The organism is Kushneria indalinina DSM 14324 (genome assembly GCF_003385845.1).
In the GTDB taxonomy this organism is placed as follows: domain Bacteria; phylum Pseudomonadota; class Gammaproteobacteria; order Pseudomonadales; family Halomonadaceae; genus Kushneria; species Kushneria indalinina.
The window spans coordinates 286,378-305,000 of sequence record NZ_QRDJ01000008.1 but is presented as its reverse complement, the minus strand read 5'-3'; the positions used below and the strand labels follow the sequence as shown (position 1 = coordinate 305,000).

The 18,623-nt window shown below is 63.3% G+C and carries 14 protein-coding genes; 1 reads left to right on the top strand and 13 read right to left on the bottom strand.

All coding sequences use genetic code 11. The features are described 5' to 3' along the window. Positions 1–25 precede the first annotated feature (25 nt). The 10 genes from C8D72_RS12405 to C8D72_RS12360 form a co-directional block, all read right to left on the bottom strand. Positions 26–973, bottom strand: coding sequence for a cyclodeaminase (locus C8D72_RS12405; RefSeq protein WP_115854742.1), 948 nt, complete (start codon positions 971–973; stop codon positions 26–28). 27 nt (positions 974–1,000) lie between these two features. Beyond that, on the bottom strand, positions 1,001–2,101 hold the full coding sequence (gene eutB, locus C8D72_RS12400) for a hydroxyectoine utilization dehydratase EutB (RefSeq protein WP_245955247.1): 1,101 nt from the start codon (positions 2,099–2,101) through the stop codon (positions 1,001–1,003). Between the two features lie 6 nt (positions 2,102–2,107). After that, positions 2,108–3,601 (bottom strand): NAD-dependent succinate-semialdehyde dehydrogenase, encoded by a 1,494-nt coding sequence (locus C8D72_RS12395; RefSeq protein WP_170140592.1) that lies wholly within the window; start codon positions 3,599–3,601, stop codon positions 2,108–2,110. 257 nt (positions 3,602–3,858) lie between these two features. Then, positions 3,859–4,827: an ABC transporter substrate-binding protein gene (locus tag C8D72_RS12390; RefSeq protein WP_245955246.1), complete on the bottom strand. Its 969-nt coding sequence runs from the start codon at positions 4,825–4,827 to the stop codon at positions 3,859–3,861. A 111-nt stretch (positions 4,828–4,938) separates the two neighbouring features. Beyond that, positions 4,939–5,613 carry an ABC transporter permease gene (locus C8D72_RS12385; RefSeq protein ID WP_211308847.1) on the bottom strand — a complete coding sequence of 225 codons (675 nt, stop codon included), beginning with the start codon at positions 5,611–5,613 and terminating at the stop codon, positions 4,939–4,941. After that, complete coding sequence (locus C8D72_RS12380; RefSeq protein WP_115854738.1) at positions 5,613–6,248, bottom strand: ABC transporter permease; 636 nt, start codon at positions 6,246–6,248, stop codon at positions 5,613–5,615. Before C8D72_RS12380 ends, C8D72_RS12385 begins: the two co-directional genes overlap by 1 nt. Beyond that, positions 6,245–7,405 carry an ATP-binding cassette domain-containing protein gene (locus C8D72_RS12375; RefSeq protein WP_115854737.1) on the bottom strand — a complete coding sequence of 387 codons (1,161 nt, stop codon included), beginning with the start codon at positions 7,403–7,405 and terminating at the stop codon, positions 6,245–6,247. Before C8D72_RS12375 ends, C8D72_RS12380 begins: the two co-directional genes overlap by 4 nt. A 62-nt stretch (positions 7,406–7,467) precedes the next feature. After that, on the bottom strand, positions 7,468–7,971 hold the full coding sequence (locus C8D72_RS12370; protein WP_115854736.1) for a cupin domain-containing protein: 504 nt from the start codon (positions 7,969–7,971) through the stop codon (positions 7,468–7,470). Positions 7,972–8,056: 85 nt separating this feature from the next. Continuing rightward, positions 8,057–8,773, bottom strand: coding sequence for a gamma-glutamylcyclotransferase (locus C8D72_RS12365; protein WP_115854735.1), 717 nt, complete (start codon positions 8,771–8,773; stop codon positions 8,057–8,059). A 142-nt stretch (positions 8,774–8,915) separates the two neighbouring features. Further along, the gene (locus C8D72_RS12360; protein WP_115854734.1) at positions 8,916–10,229 is read right to left on the bottom strand and encodes a solute carrier family 23 protein; all 1,314 of its coding nucleotides are present in this window, start codon (positions 10,227–10,229) and stop codon (positions 8,916–8,918) included. A gap of 438 nt (positions 10,230–10,667) precedes the next feature. Between C8D72_RS12360 and C8D72_RS12355 the strand changes: the two genes are divergently transcribed. After that, entirely contained in the window at positions 10,668–11,864 is a 1,197-nt protein-coding gene (locus C8D72_RS12355; RefSeq protein WP_115854733.1) for an NAD(P)/FAD-dependent oxidoreductase, read from the top strand. A 67-nt stretch (positions 11,865–11,931) separates the two neighbouring features. On the opposite strand, the gene C8D72_RS12350 is transcribed toward C8D72_RS12355, so the two are convergent. The 3 genes from C8D72_RS12350 to gltB all read right to left on the bottom strand — a co-directional run bounded on the left by C8D72_RS12350 (position 11,932) and on the right by gltB (position 18,252). Next, a complete protein-coding gene (locus C8D72_RS12350) occupies positions 11,932–12,186 on the bottom strand; it encodes a hypothetical protein (RefSeq protein WP_115854732.1) in 255 nt (84 codons plus the stop codon). A gap of 161 nt (positions 12,187–12,347) precedes the next feature. Then, positions 12,348–13,784, bottom strand: coding sequence for an FAD-dependent oxidoreductase (locus C8D72_RS12345; RefSeq protein WP_115854731.1), 1,437 nt, complete (start codon positions 13,782–13,784; stop codon positions 12,348–12,350). A 13-nt stretch (positions 13,785–13,797) separates the two neighbouring features. Then, a complete protein-coding gene (gltB, locus tag C8D72_RS12340; protein ID WP_115855118.1) occupies positions 13,798–18,252 on the bottom strand; it encodes a glutamate synthase large subunit in 4,455 nt (1,484 codons plus the stop codon). Between the last annotated feature and the right edge of the window lie 371 nt (positions 18,253–18,623).

Genomic DNA, 18,623 nt, shown 5'->3' with positions numbered 1-18,623 from the left:
GACATCGAATCCGGGATGACAGCCCTTACATCAGCCGTGTCAGTGCAAAACCGGCAATGGCGGTGTCCTGTACGCCGGTGCCGGTCAGATCGCACACTGTGATCTGATCACGCGTCGTGCGCGGTGACTGTCCGGAAGCAATCACCTGCCCCAGCTCCCGCACCTCAAAGGGTGGCGTACGGCCGGCCCAGGCCTTGAGCTCGCCGTTGGTCTCGCTCTGGGCGCGGGTATCGGCCACGAACACGTCGGCGCGGGTCATTACGGATTCGTCCAGTTCGCGCTTGTCCGGGCTGTCCGAGCCCATGGCGGTGACATGCACGCCCGTGGGCAGGTGCGAGGCGTTCAGCAGCGGCGATTTCGACGGTGTGGTGGTAATGATCACGTCCGCCTCACGGCAGGCGCTTTCGATGTCGCCATGGACGTTGACGGTCAGGTCGTCAAAGCGCTCGCGCATGCGCGCCGCGTACGCTTCGGCGCGGTCGGTATCGCGCGCCCAGACATCGACGGTGTCGATATCGCGCACCAGCCTGAGCGCCGCCACCTGCAGCTCGGCCTGAACGCCCGCGCCGAGCACGGCCGCACGTCGGCTGTCGCTGCGCGCCAGATGCTTCGCGGCAATGGCCCCGGCCAGCGCGGTGCGGATGTCGGTGAGATAGCCCTCGTCAAACAGCACCGCCTCGACCAGCCCGGTCTTGGCCGAGAAGACGATCATCAGCCCGTTGAGACTCGGCAGGCCAATGAAGGGGTTATCAAAGAAGCCGGGGCTGACCTTGATGGCGAAGCGGTCGTTGCCGCGAATGTGGGCGGTCTTGACGTCGACCTCGCCGTTGGACTCCTCGATCGCCATGGACAGAATCGGCGGCTGCACCACCTCCCCCTGTCCCAGCGCCCGAAAGCCGGTTTCAACGGCGTCGAGTGCGGCGTGATCAAGCGTGACGACGTCCTGAATCTGCGTGCGGTTGTAAAGCTCCATGCCCGCTCCCGTGTCCTGTCTGTTGGTTCAAGTGTCGACCATGTGCTTCTCGACCATGGCTTTTGCCCGCTGCCAGGTGGCCATGTCCACGCCGCTGCCGGAAACAATCAGCGCGACCTTCTCACCGCGAATATCGATGGCGTGCTCCTCGAGCGCGGCCAGACCCACCACGGCCGCCCCTTCCACCAGCATCTTCTCGGTTTCCAGAAAGTGCACCATGGCGCGGGCGATGGCGGGCTCACTGACCTGACAGTGATCGCTCATCACCTCGCGCACCAGCGACCAGGTGCAGCGATTGTCCAGACCGATACCGCCGCCGAGCGAGTCCGCCAGCGTTTCGACCTCCTCGACCGCGACCGGGTGGCCGGCCGTCAGGCTCTCGATCATCGCCGCCCCGTTCATCATGCTCACGCCGGTCACCTGCACCTGCGGGTTGATCGCCCGCACGGCGCGGCCGATACCGCCCAGCAGGCCGCCGCCGGAAAGGCCGACCAGCACCCGATCAAGCCCGGGGACATCTTCCATCAGCTCCAGGCCGATGGTGCCCTGCCCGGCCACGATCAGCGGATCATCGAAAGGCTCGATCAGCGTCATGCCGTCGTCTTTCACCAGCCGGCGCGCTTCCACGAAGGCATCATCCTGACTACGCCCGACCGTACGCACCTCGGCGCCCAGCGCCTCGATGGCGGCGACCTTGTTGGCCGGCACCAGCTCCGAGACACAGATGATGGCGCGCGCCCCCAGCCGGGACGCCGCCCAGGCCACCGCCCGACCGTGGTTGCCGGTCGAGGCCGTGGTCACACCGCGTGCCAGCGTGGTCTCATCCAGTGCGGCGATAGCGTTGAGCGCGCCCCTGAGCTTGAAGGCCCCACTGGGCTGCAGGGTCTCGAGCTTGAGATAGACCTCGGCGTCAAAGCGATGGGACAGCGCCACGGATTTTACCAGCGGTGTACGGGCCGCCTGGCCCGCAAGGCGGGCGCGGGCCAGATAGATATCGTGCAGGGTGACGGGATGGCAGTTCATGAGGCTCTCGGTCAATGACAGGCGAATGCGCCACGGTGTTCCACTCTGGAATCGTTCACCCTGGCGCATGGGCCGGAACGCTTCAAGGCGGTCCGATTCAGCCATACCGGCTCAGCTACCGGACGGGCCCGGCATGTTGCCCAGACAGAAGTATTTGGTGTCCAGATATTCTTCTAGGCCCTGGGCGCCGCCCTCGCGGCCCAGCCCCGACTGCTTGACCCCGCCGAAGGGAATCGGCGCACCGGTCATCTTCAGTGTGTTAACGCTGACCATGCCGTACTCGAGCCCGCGCATCATCTTCCAGATGCGTTTGACGTCGTTGCTGTAGACATAGGCCGCCAGACCGTATTCGGTATCGTTGGCCGCCGCCACGACCGCCTCGTCGTCATCAAAGGCGCACACGCCTGCCACCGGCGAGAAGGTCTCTTCGCGAAAGACGCGCATCCCCGGGGTGATATCGGCCAGCAGCGTGGGCATGAAGAAGTTGGCGCCCGGTGCCATCGACTGGTTGCCCGCCACCAGCCGGGCGCCCTGATTCACGGCGTCCTCGACAATGGCATGCGCTGCCTTCACGGCCCGGCGATGGATCAGCGGGCCGATATCGACCGCCATCATGCCGCTGCCCACCTTCAGTGCTTTCATGTGCACGGCAAAACGCTCCAGAAAGCGATCATAAATGCGCCGATGCACGAAGATGCGATTGGCCGCCAGGCAGTCCTGGCCGGCGGTCTGGAATTTTGCCGCCACCGCGTCCCGGGCCGCTTCATCGACGTCCACATCCTCGCAGACGATAAAGGGCGCATTGCCTCCGAGCTCGAGCGACATGCGCTTGACAGTGCCGGCGCTCTGGCGAATCAACAGCTTGCCGACCCGCGTGGAGCCGGTAAACGACACCGAGCGCACCCGATCGTCGGTGCACAGCACCTCGGAAACAGTGGCAGGCTCACCGGTCACCACGTTGAAGACGCCCGGCGGGATGCCGGCACGCTCGGCAAGCTCGGCCAGCGCCAGCGCCGTAAACGGCGTTTCGTTGGCCGGCTTGACGATCACCGGACAGCCGGCGGCCAGTGCCGCACCCGCCTTGCGGGTAATCATCGCCAGCGGGAAATTCCAGGGGGTGAGCATCACCGACACCCCTACCGGTTCCTTGAGCGTGCCCAGCATCGCATTGGGAATATGACTCGGGATTGTCACGCCATAGGCGCGGCGCGCTTCTTCGGCAAACCACTGGATGAAGCTGGCGCCGTAATCCACCTCGCCGCGGGCATCGCTCAGCGGCTTGCCCTGCTCCAGCGTCATCAGATAGGCGAGATCCTCGCGGTGCTCATGCAGCAGCTGATACCAGCGATGGAGATGTCGGCCGCGTTCATCCACCGACAGCGCCCGCCAGCCGGCAAAGGCGCGCTCGGCCGCGGTGACGGCATGGGTAATCTGTTCGGCATCCAGCAGCGCACAAAACCCCAGGGTTTCACCGTTGGCCGGGTCCAGTACGGCCTCATCATGGTTGCTGGCGCCGGCCGTCCACTGTCCATCGATATAGGCGAGCTGGCGAAAAAGGCGTGGGTCGTTGAGCTGCATGTCACCTCCTGGACGCAGGCGCGTCATGGATGCACGTCTAAAGGGCGGGTGATAACAGGCCATGAAGAGCCCTGCCGCCACCGGCCTTCCAGCGTGACAGATTCAGCGATGGTCTTTTTTCTGTCCCGCCGCCTGCTGCCGTGAATTTTTTTCCTTGTGCGTGGTGCAACCTGGTGTTTTTTTGGCCGATGCCGGTGCAGACCCGGGATCCATGCAAGCGTGCAGACACAAAAACGCCGCCCAGAAGGGCGGCGCGATCAGCCACGGTAGAGTAGAGCCCGCGTTTAGTTCGCAGTCTGGCTGTCGTTGTCCATGTGCTCATCGACCCACTGACTGGCCACCTCGGCCGGGTCGTCCTTGTCGATCTCGACGCGATGGTTCATGGCCTGCAGGTCCTGCGTCGACAGTGCCGCGGAGACGCGATTGAGGCTGTCGCGCATCTCATCGGTCAGCGCCTCGCTACGCCCGATCGGCACGATGTTCTGGGCCGGCTCCAGATCCTTGTCATCACGCAGTGCCACCCAGTCGTTCTCGGCAATCGCCCCCTGGGAGGAGAACATGCGTGCCACGTCGATATCGCCATTGGCCAGCGCGCCACGGGTCAGCGGCCCGCCGGCATCGAGTGAGCGGAACCCGGCAAACTCGATGTCATAGACCCGCTTGAGCCCGGGAATACCGACATCACGGGTGCGCGTTTCCGGCGGCCCGCCCAGCGTCAGCTCTCCGGAGACCGGGGCCAGGTCGGAAAAGGTTTCAAGGCCGTACTGATCGGCGGTGTCACGCGTGACCACCAGCGCATCACGATCCTCGGCCGGTGAAGCGTCCAGCGCCTCGATGCCATCGGGCAGTACCTCACGCAGTGCCGACATCACGTCTTCCGGACTGCGGGAGTTTACGTGCGCCTCGTCCTGATCGAGATAGGTCATCAGCGCGCCGGTATACTCCGGCAGTAGATCGATCTCGCCGTTGGTCAGCGCCGGAAAGACCACCTCGCGCGAGCCCAGATTGAGACGCGTGGTCACATTGACGCCGTCACCTCGAAGCACATCGGCGTAGATGTTGGCCAGAATCAGCTGCTCGGGGAAGTTGGTCGAGCCGATGGTCAGGCTGGCCTGATCATTGCCGCCGGTCTGTGCGGTATTCTCCTCGGCATTGTCATCATCGCCGCCCGAGCACCCGGCCAGCGCCGCCAGTGCCAGCGCTCCGAGGCCCAGCTTCCAGCCGCTGCCCATGTTCATGGTCCCTTTGGTCATGTCATTCATTCCCTTGTGTTCATCCCTTGTGTTCATCCCTTGTGTTCATCATCGGCCCTGTCGATTCTGGCCCAGACCGGCGCCTTGTGCACCCTTATTGCACGTACCCCGTTATTGCAGCCCTTTGGCCGTGATCAGCCTCTGGACGCCCGCCAGCAGCAGTTCGGTGACGATGGCCAGCACGGCCACCAGTATCGCGCCGACCAGCACCTGGGAGAGATCGCGCACCGCAAGACCGTCAATCAGATAGCGCCCGAGCCCGCCCAGGCCCACGTAGGCGGCGAGCGTGGCCGTCGACATGACCTGTACGGCAGACGTTCGCACCCCGGCCATGATCAGCGGCATGGCGATCGGCAGCTCGACCTGCCACAGCCGCTGCCAGCCGGTCATGCCCAGCGCCACGGCCGCCTGACGCACGGCCGGGTCCACCTCGCGCATGCCCACGAAACTATTGGTCACCATCGGCGGGATCGCCAGTGCGACCAGCGCCACGATCACCGGGATCACGCCGAAGCCTGCCAGCAGAAAGACCAGAATAATGACGCCAAAGGCAGGAATGGCGCGGCCGATATTGGAGATATTGATCGCCATCAGCCCACCGCGCCCGCTGTGCCCCAGGCCGATGCCGATCGGCAGCGCAATGGCCGCCCCGATCAACGTCGAGATCACCACATAGGTGACGTGTTCAAGAACGTGCTCCGGAATGCTGCCGGGCCCCTGCCAGTTCATGGGCTGAGAGAACCAGTCGATGACGCCGGCGATCAGCGTCATGAAATCACTATTCATCAGCGCACTCCCCGCTGCCATGGCGTCAGCCAGTACAAGATGCCCACCAGCGCCAGATCCACCGCCACTGCCAGGACCACCGACAAAACGAAGCCGATGACCAGGGGCGTGGCAAAGCTCAGGGTAAAGCCGGTGATGAACAGCTGCCCCAGCCCGCCCTGGCCGATCAGCGCCGTGACCGTCACCATGCCGATGATGGTCACCGCCGCAATGCGAATGCCGGCCACGATCACCGGCAGCGCGATCGGCAGCTCCACGGCAAACAGCCGCCGCGCCGGCGTATAACCCAGCGCCCGCGCGGCCTCCCGCACGCTGGGTGACACACCGCGCAGGCCCTGAACGATATTGCGAAACAAAATCAACAGCGTATAGAGCGTCAACCCGATCAGCGAGGTCGCCATCGACAGTCCCGTAAAGGGCATCAGCAAAATGAACAGCGCCAGCGACGGAATGGTGAACATGACGCCGGTGACGGCCAGCGACGGGCCGTAGAGCCGCGGCCAGCGCACCGCCAGCAGCGCCAGCGGGAAAGCGATCAGAAAACCGAACAGCAGGGCCAGCCCGACCAGCTGAATGTGCTGCAAAAGCGCCGCCATGATCTGATGACTGTTGGAGGCCACCCAGCCCCAGTTCATGACAGCCGCCTTGTCAGCTGCAGCTGATCGATTACTCCCACGTAGCGCCCCTGGGCATTGAGCACCGGCATGACCTCGCCGGGCGAGCTGATCAGGGCATTGAGCGCGCTTCGCAGGTTGTCATGCAGATAAAGGCGGTGACGCCAGGCCTTCAGGGGCAGTGAATCGATGCGTGCCCGGTCATCGGCCTGCTTGAGGGTCTCCCAGTCCAGCCAGCCCAGCGGGGCGCGCTGCTCATCGAGCACCACGATGCCGCCGCTGCCGGCCTGCTGCAGATAGCTGCGCGCCCTGGCCACGATCTCGTCTCTCGGTGCCGTCAGCCCGGCATCCAGTTCCATGCTATCCAGACGCTCCAGCGCCAGGCGGCGCAGCTCGCGATCGGCCCCGATGAAATCAACGACAAACTCGCTTGCCGGGGCCGAAAGCAGTCGGGCGGGGGTGTCGAACTGGGCCAGTTTTCCCCCCTGGGAAAATATGGCGACCCGATCGCCAAGCTTCATCGCCTCGTCAATGTCGTGAGTCACCATCACGATGGTCTTTTGCACCCGGCGCTGCAGGTTCAAAAACTCTTCCTGCAGATGGGTGCGCACGATCGGGTCGACCGCGGCAAAGGGCTCGTCCATCAGAAGAATCGGCGGGTCGGCGGCCAGCGCCCGTGCCAGACCCACACGCTGCTGCTGCCCGCCGGAGAGCTGATGCGGATAGCGCCTGGCGAGCGTTTCATCAAGGCCGACCAGCTCGACCAGCGCCGCCACCCGCTCGCGAATACGCGTTTTGTCCCAGCCCAGAAGGCGTGGCACGACAGCAATGTTGTCGGCAATCGTCTTGTGGGGAAAGAGCCCCGAATGCTGCATCACATAGCCGATCTGGCGGCGCAGCCGGGTGGCGTCCACCGAGGTCACGTCACGATCGCCGATCAGAAGCCGGCCTTCACTCAATGTTTCCAGCTGATTGATCATGCGAAGCGTGGTGGTCTTGCCACAGCCCGAGGGGCCGACCAGCACGGTCAGCTCCCCGGCCGGCAGGGTCAGATCCAGCGTCTCGACCGCCACCGTGCCATCGCTGTAGCGTTTGGTGACCCCTTCAAACACGATGGCACTGCTGTCGTGCGTATCCCGATCTTCCGCGCTGGCGCGTTGGCGAGACTCGTTCGTCAACGGCGTATCCTCTTGAAATGAACGGACGCTGCCCTGAACGGACAGCGTGCTATCGATCCGGGTCAGACCCAGTCGCTGGCCACACCGCCGGCGTCGCCGGCCACCGGATCAAGCGCCGGCCGTGAGAGGAGCTCGATGCGCTCTCGTACGGCGGGCGTATTGTCACCACTGCGACAGATGTCCCAGTCCCCCTGTCCGCGCGGGTACCCTGCCGTCAGGGCAAAGTCGTTGCTGGCACTGATACGACAGTGCCCGGTGCCGGCCGGCAGCACGATCACGTCCCCGGCGCTGACCTCGATGTCCTCGCCCTGCTCGCCACCCAGCCGCAGGGTGGCGGCGCCGTCATGGACGCCCAGCACCTCATGGGCCGTACTGTGAAAGTGGTGATAATCAAATACGCCCCCACGCCACTGAACGGGCCAGTCGTTGTGCTCGAACAGGGCCTCGAGGGTCTCCACCAGCGATTGTCCGTTTTCTGCCGTCATGCCGCGATAGAGCAGCGTGGGGTAACCGCTATTGGGAATATCGCCATCATCCTGAAAAAAAAGGGTTTGCGGCTTTTTCATGCATACTCCAGGGGTCAGGTATCAATGGCCATGGTTGGCAAGTACAGCAGGAAATCGATCGGCATGCGATAAATATGCACCAGTTCTAACGTGTGCGCTCGGTGCGGTTATGGGCATGCACAGCGCGCTGGAGCCGCCCCAGATAGACGTCCTCTATCCCCAGATCCTTGAGCCCTGCCACCGTATTGTCCAGATACTCAAGACAGCTCCCCAGTACGCCACGGGCCGCGGCCAGCCGGCCGACAATATCGGCATCGGAAAGTCCGGGTAGATAGCGCGAATGCTCGGGGTTGGCGATAAAGGCAATCCCTGGCAGCTCGCCCACCTCGGTGGCCAGCGTCACCCAGCGCGGCATGTAGGCGCCGGTGATCATCTCACGACGCCAGACCAGCAACAGCTCGTGCGCCAGATGCTGCTCGCTGACCCGCAGCGCCATGCCTTCGCTGTCACCGCCGGGCACCAGCGCCAGCATCAGCCCCGGGCACTCGGGCGTGCCGCGACCGTGCTCCAGATTCAGGCAGAAGTCACGATGATAGCCCTCAAGGCGCACACGCTGGCGTTCCTCGATCTCGATGCACGGATTCCACACCAGCGAGCCATAGGCGAACAGATAGACGCCATCGATCTGCTCACTGCCGGGCGGGCGGTGGGAGAGCATGTCGTTGATCGAATCGCGAAAGGCCTCGTTGGAGACCAGTGCCTCCTGCGGATGATGCTTTTCATAGTGGGCGCGAAGACGGTCGGCCTCGAGCACTTCGCGCGTCATGGCCAGCGGTCTTTCATCGTCCGGCTGTTCATTCATAAAGCGCCCTCGTTCATGACAGTCATCTCATCAAGCCTAACGCGACCGGGGCCTGAAAACGAAAGCACATGTCATGACAACGCCCCGAGCCTGCCCACGCCGATGGCATGACAGCCCCGGGGCATCGGGTATCAGACCCGGTTCAGTGATCGCCTTCCAGCGTCTTGCGCGCCGTACCGCGACGCAGAATGGCATGCAGAATCACCGCGCCAAAGGTGGCCGTGCCGATGCCATCGAGCGTGAACTGCCCAAGGCTCAACGAAAAGTTACCGGCACCGAGCACCAGCGTCACCGCGACCACGATCAGATTGGCGTTATCGCCCAGGTCCACATTGTTTTCGATCCAGATGCGCGCACCGGCCACGGCGATCAGACCAAAGACCACGATCGAGGTACCGGCCAGCACCGGCTCGGGAATGGTCTGAATGACGGCCCCGAAGCGCGGCGAGAAGCCCAGCAAAATCGCAAAGCCGGCGGCGGCGACGAAAATCAGCGTCGAGTAGACCCGGGTAACCGCCATCACACCGATGTTCTCGGCATAGGTGGTCACGCCGGTACCGCCGGCCGACCCGGAGAGCATGGTCGCCAGGCCATCGCCCAGAAAGGCGCGACCGATATACGGGTCCAGATTGCGCTGCGTCATGGCCCCGACCGCCTTGATATGCCCCAGGTTCTCGGCCACCAGAATCACTGCGACCGGCGCGATCAGCACGATCGCGTGGGTGCTGAACTCAGGCGTGGAAAATGTCGGCAGGCCGAACCAGGCGGCGCTCGAGATCACCGAAAAGTCGATCGGCGTGCCCAGGCCCAGCCCGTTGGTGACCACGGCGTAGAGAATATAGGCCGCCACCAGCCCGACCAGAATCAAAAGCCGCTGCAGCATGCCGTGGGTGAATACCGCCGCCAGCCCGACGCAGAGCACCGTGACCAGCGCCATGATGCTGTCAAAGCTGGAATCCACCACGCTTGAAACGGCCACCGGCGCCAGATTGAGCCCGATTGTCATGACGATCGCCCCGGTCACCACCGGCGGCAGCAGCACCTCGATCCAGCGCGTGCCCAGCCCCATTACAATCAGCCCGACCAGGGCATAGATCGCCCCGCAGGCAATGATGCCGCCCAGCGCCAGGCCGATATTGGGGTTGCCGCCGCTGCCGGCGTAACCGGTGGCGGCAATCACCACGCCGATAAAGGCAAAGCTCGAGCCCAGATAGCTCGGCACGCGCCCCCCCACGATCAGAAAAAACAGCAACGTGCCGATACCGGACATCAAAATGGCCAGATTGGGATCAAACCCCATCAAAAGCGGCGCCAGCACGGTTGAGCCGAACATCGCCACCGCATGCTGAATACCCATGACCAGCGTCTGGCCGGCGCTGAGGCGCTCATCGGGCGCGACCAGCCCATCCTTGCTGGCGTCAGCCAGGTGCCAGCGCGGAAACCAGGATTGTGCCATTACTTGTCTACTCCAGCCGTGTCATCAAATGCCATTCGGCGCGCATTCTACCGCCCCGGGCGTCGGGATGCTCCCCTGCGGTTCGAGACAGGACCAGGCACCGGCCATCCTGGCGAACGACACTGCCGGGCGGCTGACCGGTCGACACGACCCGCCAGGCTGACAGGGGCGCCATGGCGAAGCAAGTGCTTCACAATGTCCGCCACACCGATAAACAACGGTATAAAAAGAACAGACAGCCATTGAATCGGGCGCTCTTGTCGGCCACGCCTGCCATCAGGAGCAACGACAGAGCGGGCGCGGATGCCACTCCGGCCTCCCTGATATCGATGGGGTTGATGCCCGACAGACCCACCCGTCCTGAACTACGCTTGAGCTATCGGCATGACCGGCGGGACGCCGGGAGAACACTCAAGCATCTGACGACAGGGAGTCGATATGCAACGTCATGATTATTTGATTATCGGAGGCGGCATGGTGGCCGCCAACGCCGTTAACGGTATCCGCGAGCACGACGACCGGGGCAGCATTGCCATTCTGGGCGCCGAGCCCGACGGCCCCGTCACGCGCCCCGCCCTTTCCAAGAAGCTCTGGACCGACCCCGAGTTCACTTATGACAGGATCTGGATGTCGCCGGAGCAGGACGAGCACACCACGCTCTACACCGACACCCGCGTGGAAAGCATCAACCGTGACGAAAAGACCGTGACCACGGCCTCGGGAGAAGTGCACGGCTATGGCAGGCTGTTGCTGGCCACCGGCGGCACGGTTGTGACGCTGGATGACCTGCCGGCGGGCGATCGCGTGCTCTATTTTCGCACCGTGCGCGATTACGACCGCCTGCGCGAACTTTCAGGCGGGCAACGCCATATCGTGGTCGTCGGCGGCAGCTATATCGGCACCGAGATCGCCGCGGCACTGGTGCAAAACGACACCCGAGTCACACTGATCTATCCCGAAGAGGTGCTGGGCAGCAAAATGTTTCCGAAGTCGCTCGCCAGCCGCTTTCACCAGACCTATCTGGACCAGGGCGTCAGGCTGCTCGGCGGCCGCAGCGTCGATAACGGCCAGGTCCATGGTGACAGCATCACCCTGGCGCTGGATGACGGCAGCACGCTGGAAGCCGAAGCCGTGGTATTTGGGCTGGGTGTGACGCCCAATGTAGCGCTTGCCGAGCAGGCCGGCCTTGAGGTCGACGACGGCGTGGTCGTCAACGAACGGCTGCAGACCCGTGACGAGGCCATCTTCGCCGCCGGTGACATTGCCCGCTACCCGGACCGGATTCTGGGCCGTCAGCGCATCGAGCACGTGGATCACGCCAACCAGTCCGGCACCACCGTGGGCCATATCATGGCCGGCAGTCAGGAGCGCTACGATCATACCCCGTACTTCTACTCCACCGTCTTTGACATGGCCTACAAGGCCGTCGGTGCGCTCGACAGTTCGCTGGAAACCGTCGAGGACTGGGCCACCCCGCAGCAGCAGGGCGTGGTGTATTACCTGAAAGACGGCAGGGTAAAAGGCGTTTTGCAGCTCAACATGGACCCGGACAAGCTCGATAAGGCCCGTGCGGTGCTGGCCGACACGTCACCCCAGAGCGAAGAGACGCTCAAGGGGCGCATCGGGATCGCCTGAGCCCCTGGAACGTAAAACGGGCGCCCTGTTCTCAGGGCGCCCGTTGATTTACGGCCCGGTACAACGTTTAGAGGCTCAGGCGGCTGTCTTCGAGCTTTGAAATCACAAGCTTCGAGCGGCGCTCGATTTCCTCGAGCATGCCGGCGCACTCATCGGACATGCCGCTGTCACGGATCTCGGCCAGTGCCAGCAGTGCCTTGAGCTGGCTGCTGGTGTCCAGCGCCTTGTTCTGATCACCGTCATTGTTGCCCATGACATGATCTTCCAGTTCACGCATATGGTTATTGGCCTGATCCAGAATATTGCGTTCCAGCCTGATCATGTTCTTTACCCTTGTTCGTTCATTGCAGTGTGTCGCGAGGGCGCCACTGTATAGATTTGGCGGCGCACATACCACCGACGCGAGCGCCAACACACCCCGATTCAGAACAAAAAAGGGCGCCGGCACAATGGCCGACGCCCTCGCGTACTGCGCGGTCCTGATCAGACCTGCAGATAGTCCAGCATGCCTTCCGCGGCCTGGCGACCTTCAAACACGGCGGTCACCACCAGATCCGAACCGCGCACCATGTCACCGCCGGCAAAGATCTTCTCGTTGCTGGTCTGATAGGCAAAGCGCTTCATCTCCATGTCGCCCTGTTCCGGGGCCAGAACGCGACCGCGATCGTCGATGTCGACGCGGTGGTCGCTGTACCAGTCCACCTCGTGGGGCTGGAAACCAAAGGCCACCACGACCGCCTCGCACTCGATGATCTCTTCGGAGTCCGGCACCACCTCGGCGCGCTGACGGCCGTTCTCGTCCGGATCGCCCATGCGGGTGCGCACGACCTTGATGCCTTCGACCTTACCGTTCTCGCCGATCACGGCGATCGGCTGACGGTTGAAGAGAAACTCGACGCCCTCCTCGCGAGCATTTTTCACCTCACGACGCGAACCGGGCATATTGGCCTCGTCGCGACGGTAGACGCAGGTCACCTCGTCGGCGCCCTGACGCAGGGCAGTCCGGTTACAGTCCATCGCCGTATCGCCGCCCCCGAGCACCACGACCCGCTTGCCCTTGAGGGACACGAAGTCGGTGGCCGAGTTCGAAAAGCCCAGATTGTGGTTCACGTTGCCGATCAGATAGTCCAGCGCCTTGTAGACGCCTTCAAGCTGCTCGCCGGGGAAGCCGCCCTCCATGTACTTGTAGGTGCCCATGCCCATGAACACGGCATCGAATTCACCCAGAAGATCGGTAATGGCAACGTCGGTGCCAATATTGACGCCGAGGCGGAACTCGACGCCCATCTCCTCGAACACCTTGCGACGGCGCTGCATGACGTTTTTTTCGAGCTTGAATTCGGGGATGCCGAAGGTCAAAAGCCCGCCGATTTCCGGATAGCGGTCATAAACCACCGGCTTGACCCCGTTGCGCACCAGCACATCGGCGCAGCCCAGGCCGGCCGGGCCTGCGCCGATGACCGCCACGCGCTTGTCGGTCCATTCCACGCCGGTCATGTCCGGGCGCCAGCCCATCGCAAAGGCGGTATCGGTGATGTATTTCTCGATCGAGCCGATGGTGACCGCCCCAAAGCCGTCGTTGAGCGTGCAGTCGCCTTCACACAGGCGATCCTGCGGGCAGACGCGACCGCACACTTCCGGCAGCGAATTGGTGCGGTGGGAAAGCTCGGCGGCCTCCAGAATGTTCCCTTCGGTGACCAGCTTCAGCCAGTTGGGAATATAGTTGTGGACCGGGCATTTCCATTCGCAGTACGGATTGCCGCAGTGCAGGCAGCGATGCGCCTGGCTTGCGGCGTCGCGCGGGCGATACTCTTCATAGATCTCGCCGAATTCCTGCACGCGCAGGTGCGCTTCCTTTTTCTTCGGGTCCTGGCGACCCACATCGATAAACTGAAAATCGTTGGAGAGCTGTTCTGCCATGTGACGTCACTCCTTATTCGGGCCGGCGGCGGGATTCAGCCAGAAGGGTTCCAAGGCTTGCGGCCTTGGGCTTCACCAGCCAGAAATAGCGAACAAATTCGGTGAAATCCTCGAGAATCTCCTGACCCCAGGCGGATCCGGTTTCAGCGACATACGCCTCGAGCGTTTCACGCAGATAGCGCCGATAGGCTTCCATGTACTCGGTGTTGACGCGCTGGATCTCGACCAGCTCGTGGTTGTAGCTGTCCACGAACTCGCGATCCAGATCGAGCACGAAGGCAAAGCCGCCGGTCATGCCGGCCCCGAAGTTGAGCCCGGTTCTGCCCAGCACCGTGATGACCCCACCGGTCATGTACTCACAGCAGTGATCGCCCGCGCCTTCGATGACCGCAAAGGCCCCGGAGTTGCGCACGCCAAAGCGCTCGCCGGCCGTGCCCGCGGCATACAGCGTGCCGCCGGTCGCGCCATACAGACAGGTGTTGCCGATGATCGCCGTGTGACGGCTTTCAAACCGACTGTCCTTCGGCGGCGTGATGATCAGCGTGCCGCCGTTCATGCCCTTGCCGACGTAGTCGTTGGCATCGCCTTCGAGATACATGTTGAGCCCGCGAGCGTTCCACACCCCGAAGCTCTGGCCGGCCACGCCCGTCAGACGCAGCGTGATCGGGGCGTCTTCAAGGCCCGCCTCGCCGTAGCGCTTGGCGATGGCGCCGGACAGCGTGGCACCAATCGAGCGGTCGCAGTTGGTGGTGGTGAGATGGAACTCGCCGCCACTTTTCTCTTCGAGCGCCTCACGCGTCAGATCCATGATCTCGAGGTTTTTCTCGCCGCCGTCGTGGGGCACGTTGCGCTCCACCTGGCAGAACTGCGGCGCGTCGTCGGGCACGAAGTCGTTATGCAGCAGTGATTCGAACTCGAGTGCGCGCTGGGAGCGGGTCTCGCCCTCGATCTTCTCGAGCAGATCCACCCGCCCGATCAGGTCGGTGAGCCGGCGCACGCCCAGCATGGCCATCAGCTCGCGCACTTCCTCGGCGATAAAGCGGAAGTAGTTCTTGACCATGTCCACCGTGCCGCGGAAATGCTCGTCACGCAGCCCCTGGTGCTGGGTGGCGACACCGGTGGCGCAGTTGTTGAGGTGACAGATCCGCAGGTACTTGCAGCCCAGCGCGACCATCGGCGCGGTGCCAAAGCCAAAGCTTTCGGCGCCCAGAATCGCCGCCTTGACCACATCCAGCCCGGTTTTGAGGCCACCGTCGGTCTGCAGACGAATCCGACCGCGCATGCCGTTGATCCGCAGCGCCTGATGCACCTCGGGCAGCCCCAGCTCCCACGGCGAGCCGGCATGCTTGATCGAGGTCAGCGGACTGGCCGCGGTGCCGCCGTCATAGCCCGACACCGTGATCAGATCGGCGTAGGCCTTGGCAACGCCGGTGGCGATGGTGCCGATGCCGGGCTCGGAGACCAGCTTGACCGACACCTGACCGTCCGGATTGACCTGCTTCAAATCAAAGATCAGCTGAGCCAGATCCTCGATGGAGTAGATGTCATGGTGCGGCGGCGGCGAGATCAGCGTCACGCCGGGTACCGCGTAGCGCAGCTTGGCAATCAGCGCATTGACCTTGCCACCCGGCAGCTGACCACCCTCGCCGGGCTTGGCGCCCTGGGCGACCTTGATCTGCATGACCTCGGCGTTGACCAGATAAGCCGGCGTCACGCCAAAGCGCCCGGAGGCGATCTGCTTGATCTTGGAGGAGCGGATCGTGCCGTAGCGCGCCGGGTCTTCACCGCCCTCACCGGAGTTGGAGCGACCGCCCGACTCGTTCATCGCCTGGGCCAGCGACTCGTGCGCCTCGGGCGAGAGTGCCCCGAGCGACATGCCGGCGCTGTCAAAGCGCGGCAGCAGGTTTTCGACCGGCTCGACCTCGCTCAGATCGATCGGCTCGGCGCCGGCCTTGAGCCTGAGCATGTCGCGGATGGTGGCCACCGGACGCTCGTTAACCAGCGCCGCAAACACCTTCCACTTCTCGAAGCTGCTCTCCTGCACGGCCTCTTGAAGCTTTTTGACCACGTCCGGGTTGTAGGCGTGGTACTCGTGGCCGTGCACGTAGCGGTAGATGCCGCCCTGACGGATCGGCTTGCGCGCCGTCCAGGCATCCCGGGCCAGCAGCTCCTGCTGCAGCTGCAGTTCGGCAAAGCCGGTGCCTTCGATGCGCGAGGCCATGCCGTGAAAGCATAGATCCATGATCTCGGAGGACAGCCCTACCGCCTCGAACTGCTGCGAGCCGCGGTAGGAGGCGATGTGCGAGATGCCCATCTTGGAGAGGATCTTGAAAAGCCCCTTTTGCAGACCGCGACGATAGTTTTCGCGCCCGTCTGCCGGATTGCCGGTCAGCTCGCCGCTGCGATACATGTCCGCCATGGTCTGATAGGCCAGCCACGGATAGACCGCCGTGGCCCCCACGCCGAAAAGCACCGCCATCTGATGAGCGTCGCGGGCAAAACCGGTCTCGACCACGATATTGATGCGCGGGCGCAGCGCCAGTCGACCCAGATGCTGATGCACCGCGCCCACGGCCAGTGCCGGATGAATCGGCAGCTGGCCCTTTTCCAGGCCACTGTCGGAGAGCACCAGCACCACACAGCCGGCGCGCGCCTTCTCTTCGGCCTGCTGGCGCAGCTGGACGATGGCCTCTTTGAGGCTCATCGCCTCGCCGTCATACATCATCGGCAGACGACAGCTGGCAAAGGCCGGATCGTCATGCTCGGTCAGCGCGGTGAACTTGCGCGGGGACAGCACCGGCGTGGTCAGAATCAGGCGGTGGGCGTGATCGGGCGTGGCCTCGAACACGCTGCGCTCGGCGCCCAGGCAGGTCTCCAGCGACATGACGATCGCTTCACGCAGCGGGTCGATCGGCGGGTTGGTGACCTGAGCAAACTTCTGGCGGAAAAAGTCGCTCAGAAGCCGCGGCTGACGCGACAGTACGGCCATGGGGGTATCGTCACCCATCGAGCCGACCGCTTCCTGACCGGTTTCGGCCAGCGGCCTCAGTACCTGATCGCGCTCCTCGTTGGTCACCAGGAACATCTTCTCCATCGCCAGCAGCTGACGCTCGTCCACCGGCTGGAATTCTGCCAGCTCGGTCAGTGCCGATTCCAGATAGTGGGCGTTTTCCTTGAGCCAGCGCTTGTACGGGTAGGCACGCTTGAGGCGGTCATCGACATCGGCGGTGTGAAGGACCTCACCGGTGTGGGTATCCACCGACAGGATCTGCCCCGGTCCGACGCGGCCCTTGGCCACGACCGTCCCGGTGGGGTAGTTCCACACGCCGATCTCCGAGGCCAGCGTGATGTAGCCGTTGTCGGTGATCACCCAGCGCGCCGGGCGCAGACCGTTGCGATCCAGCATGCACACGGCGTGACGGCCATCGGTCAAAACGATGCCGGCCGGGCCGTCCCAGGCTTCCATGTGCATAGAGTTGTATTCGTAAAACGAGCGCAGCTCGCTGTCCATGGTCTCGACGTTCTGCCATGCCGGCGGCACCATCAAACGCACGGCGCGGTAGAGCTCCATACCGCCGGTCAGCAAAAGCTCGAGCATGTTGTCCATGCTCGAGGAGTCGGACCCGGTGGTGTTGACGATCTCCTCGAGCCCTTCAATCTCCTTGAGCCGCTCGGTCGCAAAGTTCTCCTTGCGCGAATTGGCCCAGCTGCGGTTGGCCTCGATGGTGTTGATCTCACCGTTGTGGGCCAGAAAACGAAACGGCTGGGCCAGCGGCCAGCGCGGCGCGGTATTGGTCGAAAAGCGCTGGTGGAAAACGCAGATCGAGGTTTCCAGGCGCTCATCGCCCAGGTCCTGATAAAACGTCGGCAGATCCGCCGGCATCATCAGACCCTTGTAGGAGACCACTTTCGAGGAGAGCGAGCAGACGTAGAACTCCTCCTCGCCCTTGAGCTTTTGCTCGGCAAAGCGGCGCGCCATGTACAGATCGACGTTGAAGTCGAGATCGCTGTCACGGCCTTTGGCCGGGGAGACGAACATCTGTCGAATGCGCGGCTGGCAGGACTGTGCCAGCGGTCCGCAGACGCTGTCGTCCACGGGCACGTCGCGCCAGCCATGGAAGGCCAGGCCACGGGCGGCGAGTTCTTCCTCGACAACGCCTCGCGCCTTCCTTTCACGCTCGTCGTCGTCGGGGAAGAACACCACGCCCACGGCGAAGTTGTCCCCCAGCTCTGCCTGCAGGGACTCTCGGGCGATATCGCGCATGAAGCCCGTGGGCATGCCCAGCAGCAGGCCACAGCCATCGCCGGTCTTGCCGTCGGCGTTGATGCCGCCACGGTGGGTCATGCAGGTCAGGGATTCGATGGCAGTGGCCAGCAGATCATGGCTTGACTGCCCTTCCATATGGGCGATCAGGCCGAAACCGCAGTTGTCACGGAACTCGTCGGGCCGATGAAGACCTCTTGTCATGAACATGCCTCTCCGTAAACGCTAGAAAGCGAAGCATCAAGAAATTGACACGGTTGTAATGGGTCTAAAAGAAGGATACTCTGCCCGGTTATTTTTATTTCAGACAGCGCCTCATGAGCGCCCGAGGTGGGAAAAGAGCTGGTTCGAGCATACGATAGACGGCTCGCGAGGCAAACCCCCTGCCGCCCTTCTGATTTTGAAAAAAACGACTCAATTTCGAAGAGTTACAGCACTTTCCTGCCAAAAAAGACAACCCTGTCAAGACGTTAGGTCTGCACCGCAATGGCGCCGGAATGCCTTCGCCGCCCTGTAAAAGTGCGCCTCACCCCATGCCGTTTATGCATGACCCATGCCTTTTTTGGCTTGCCTTC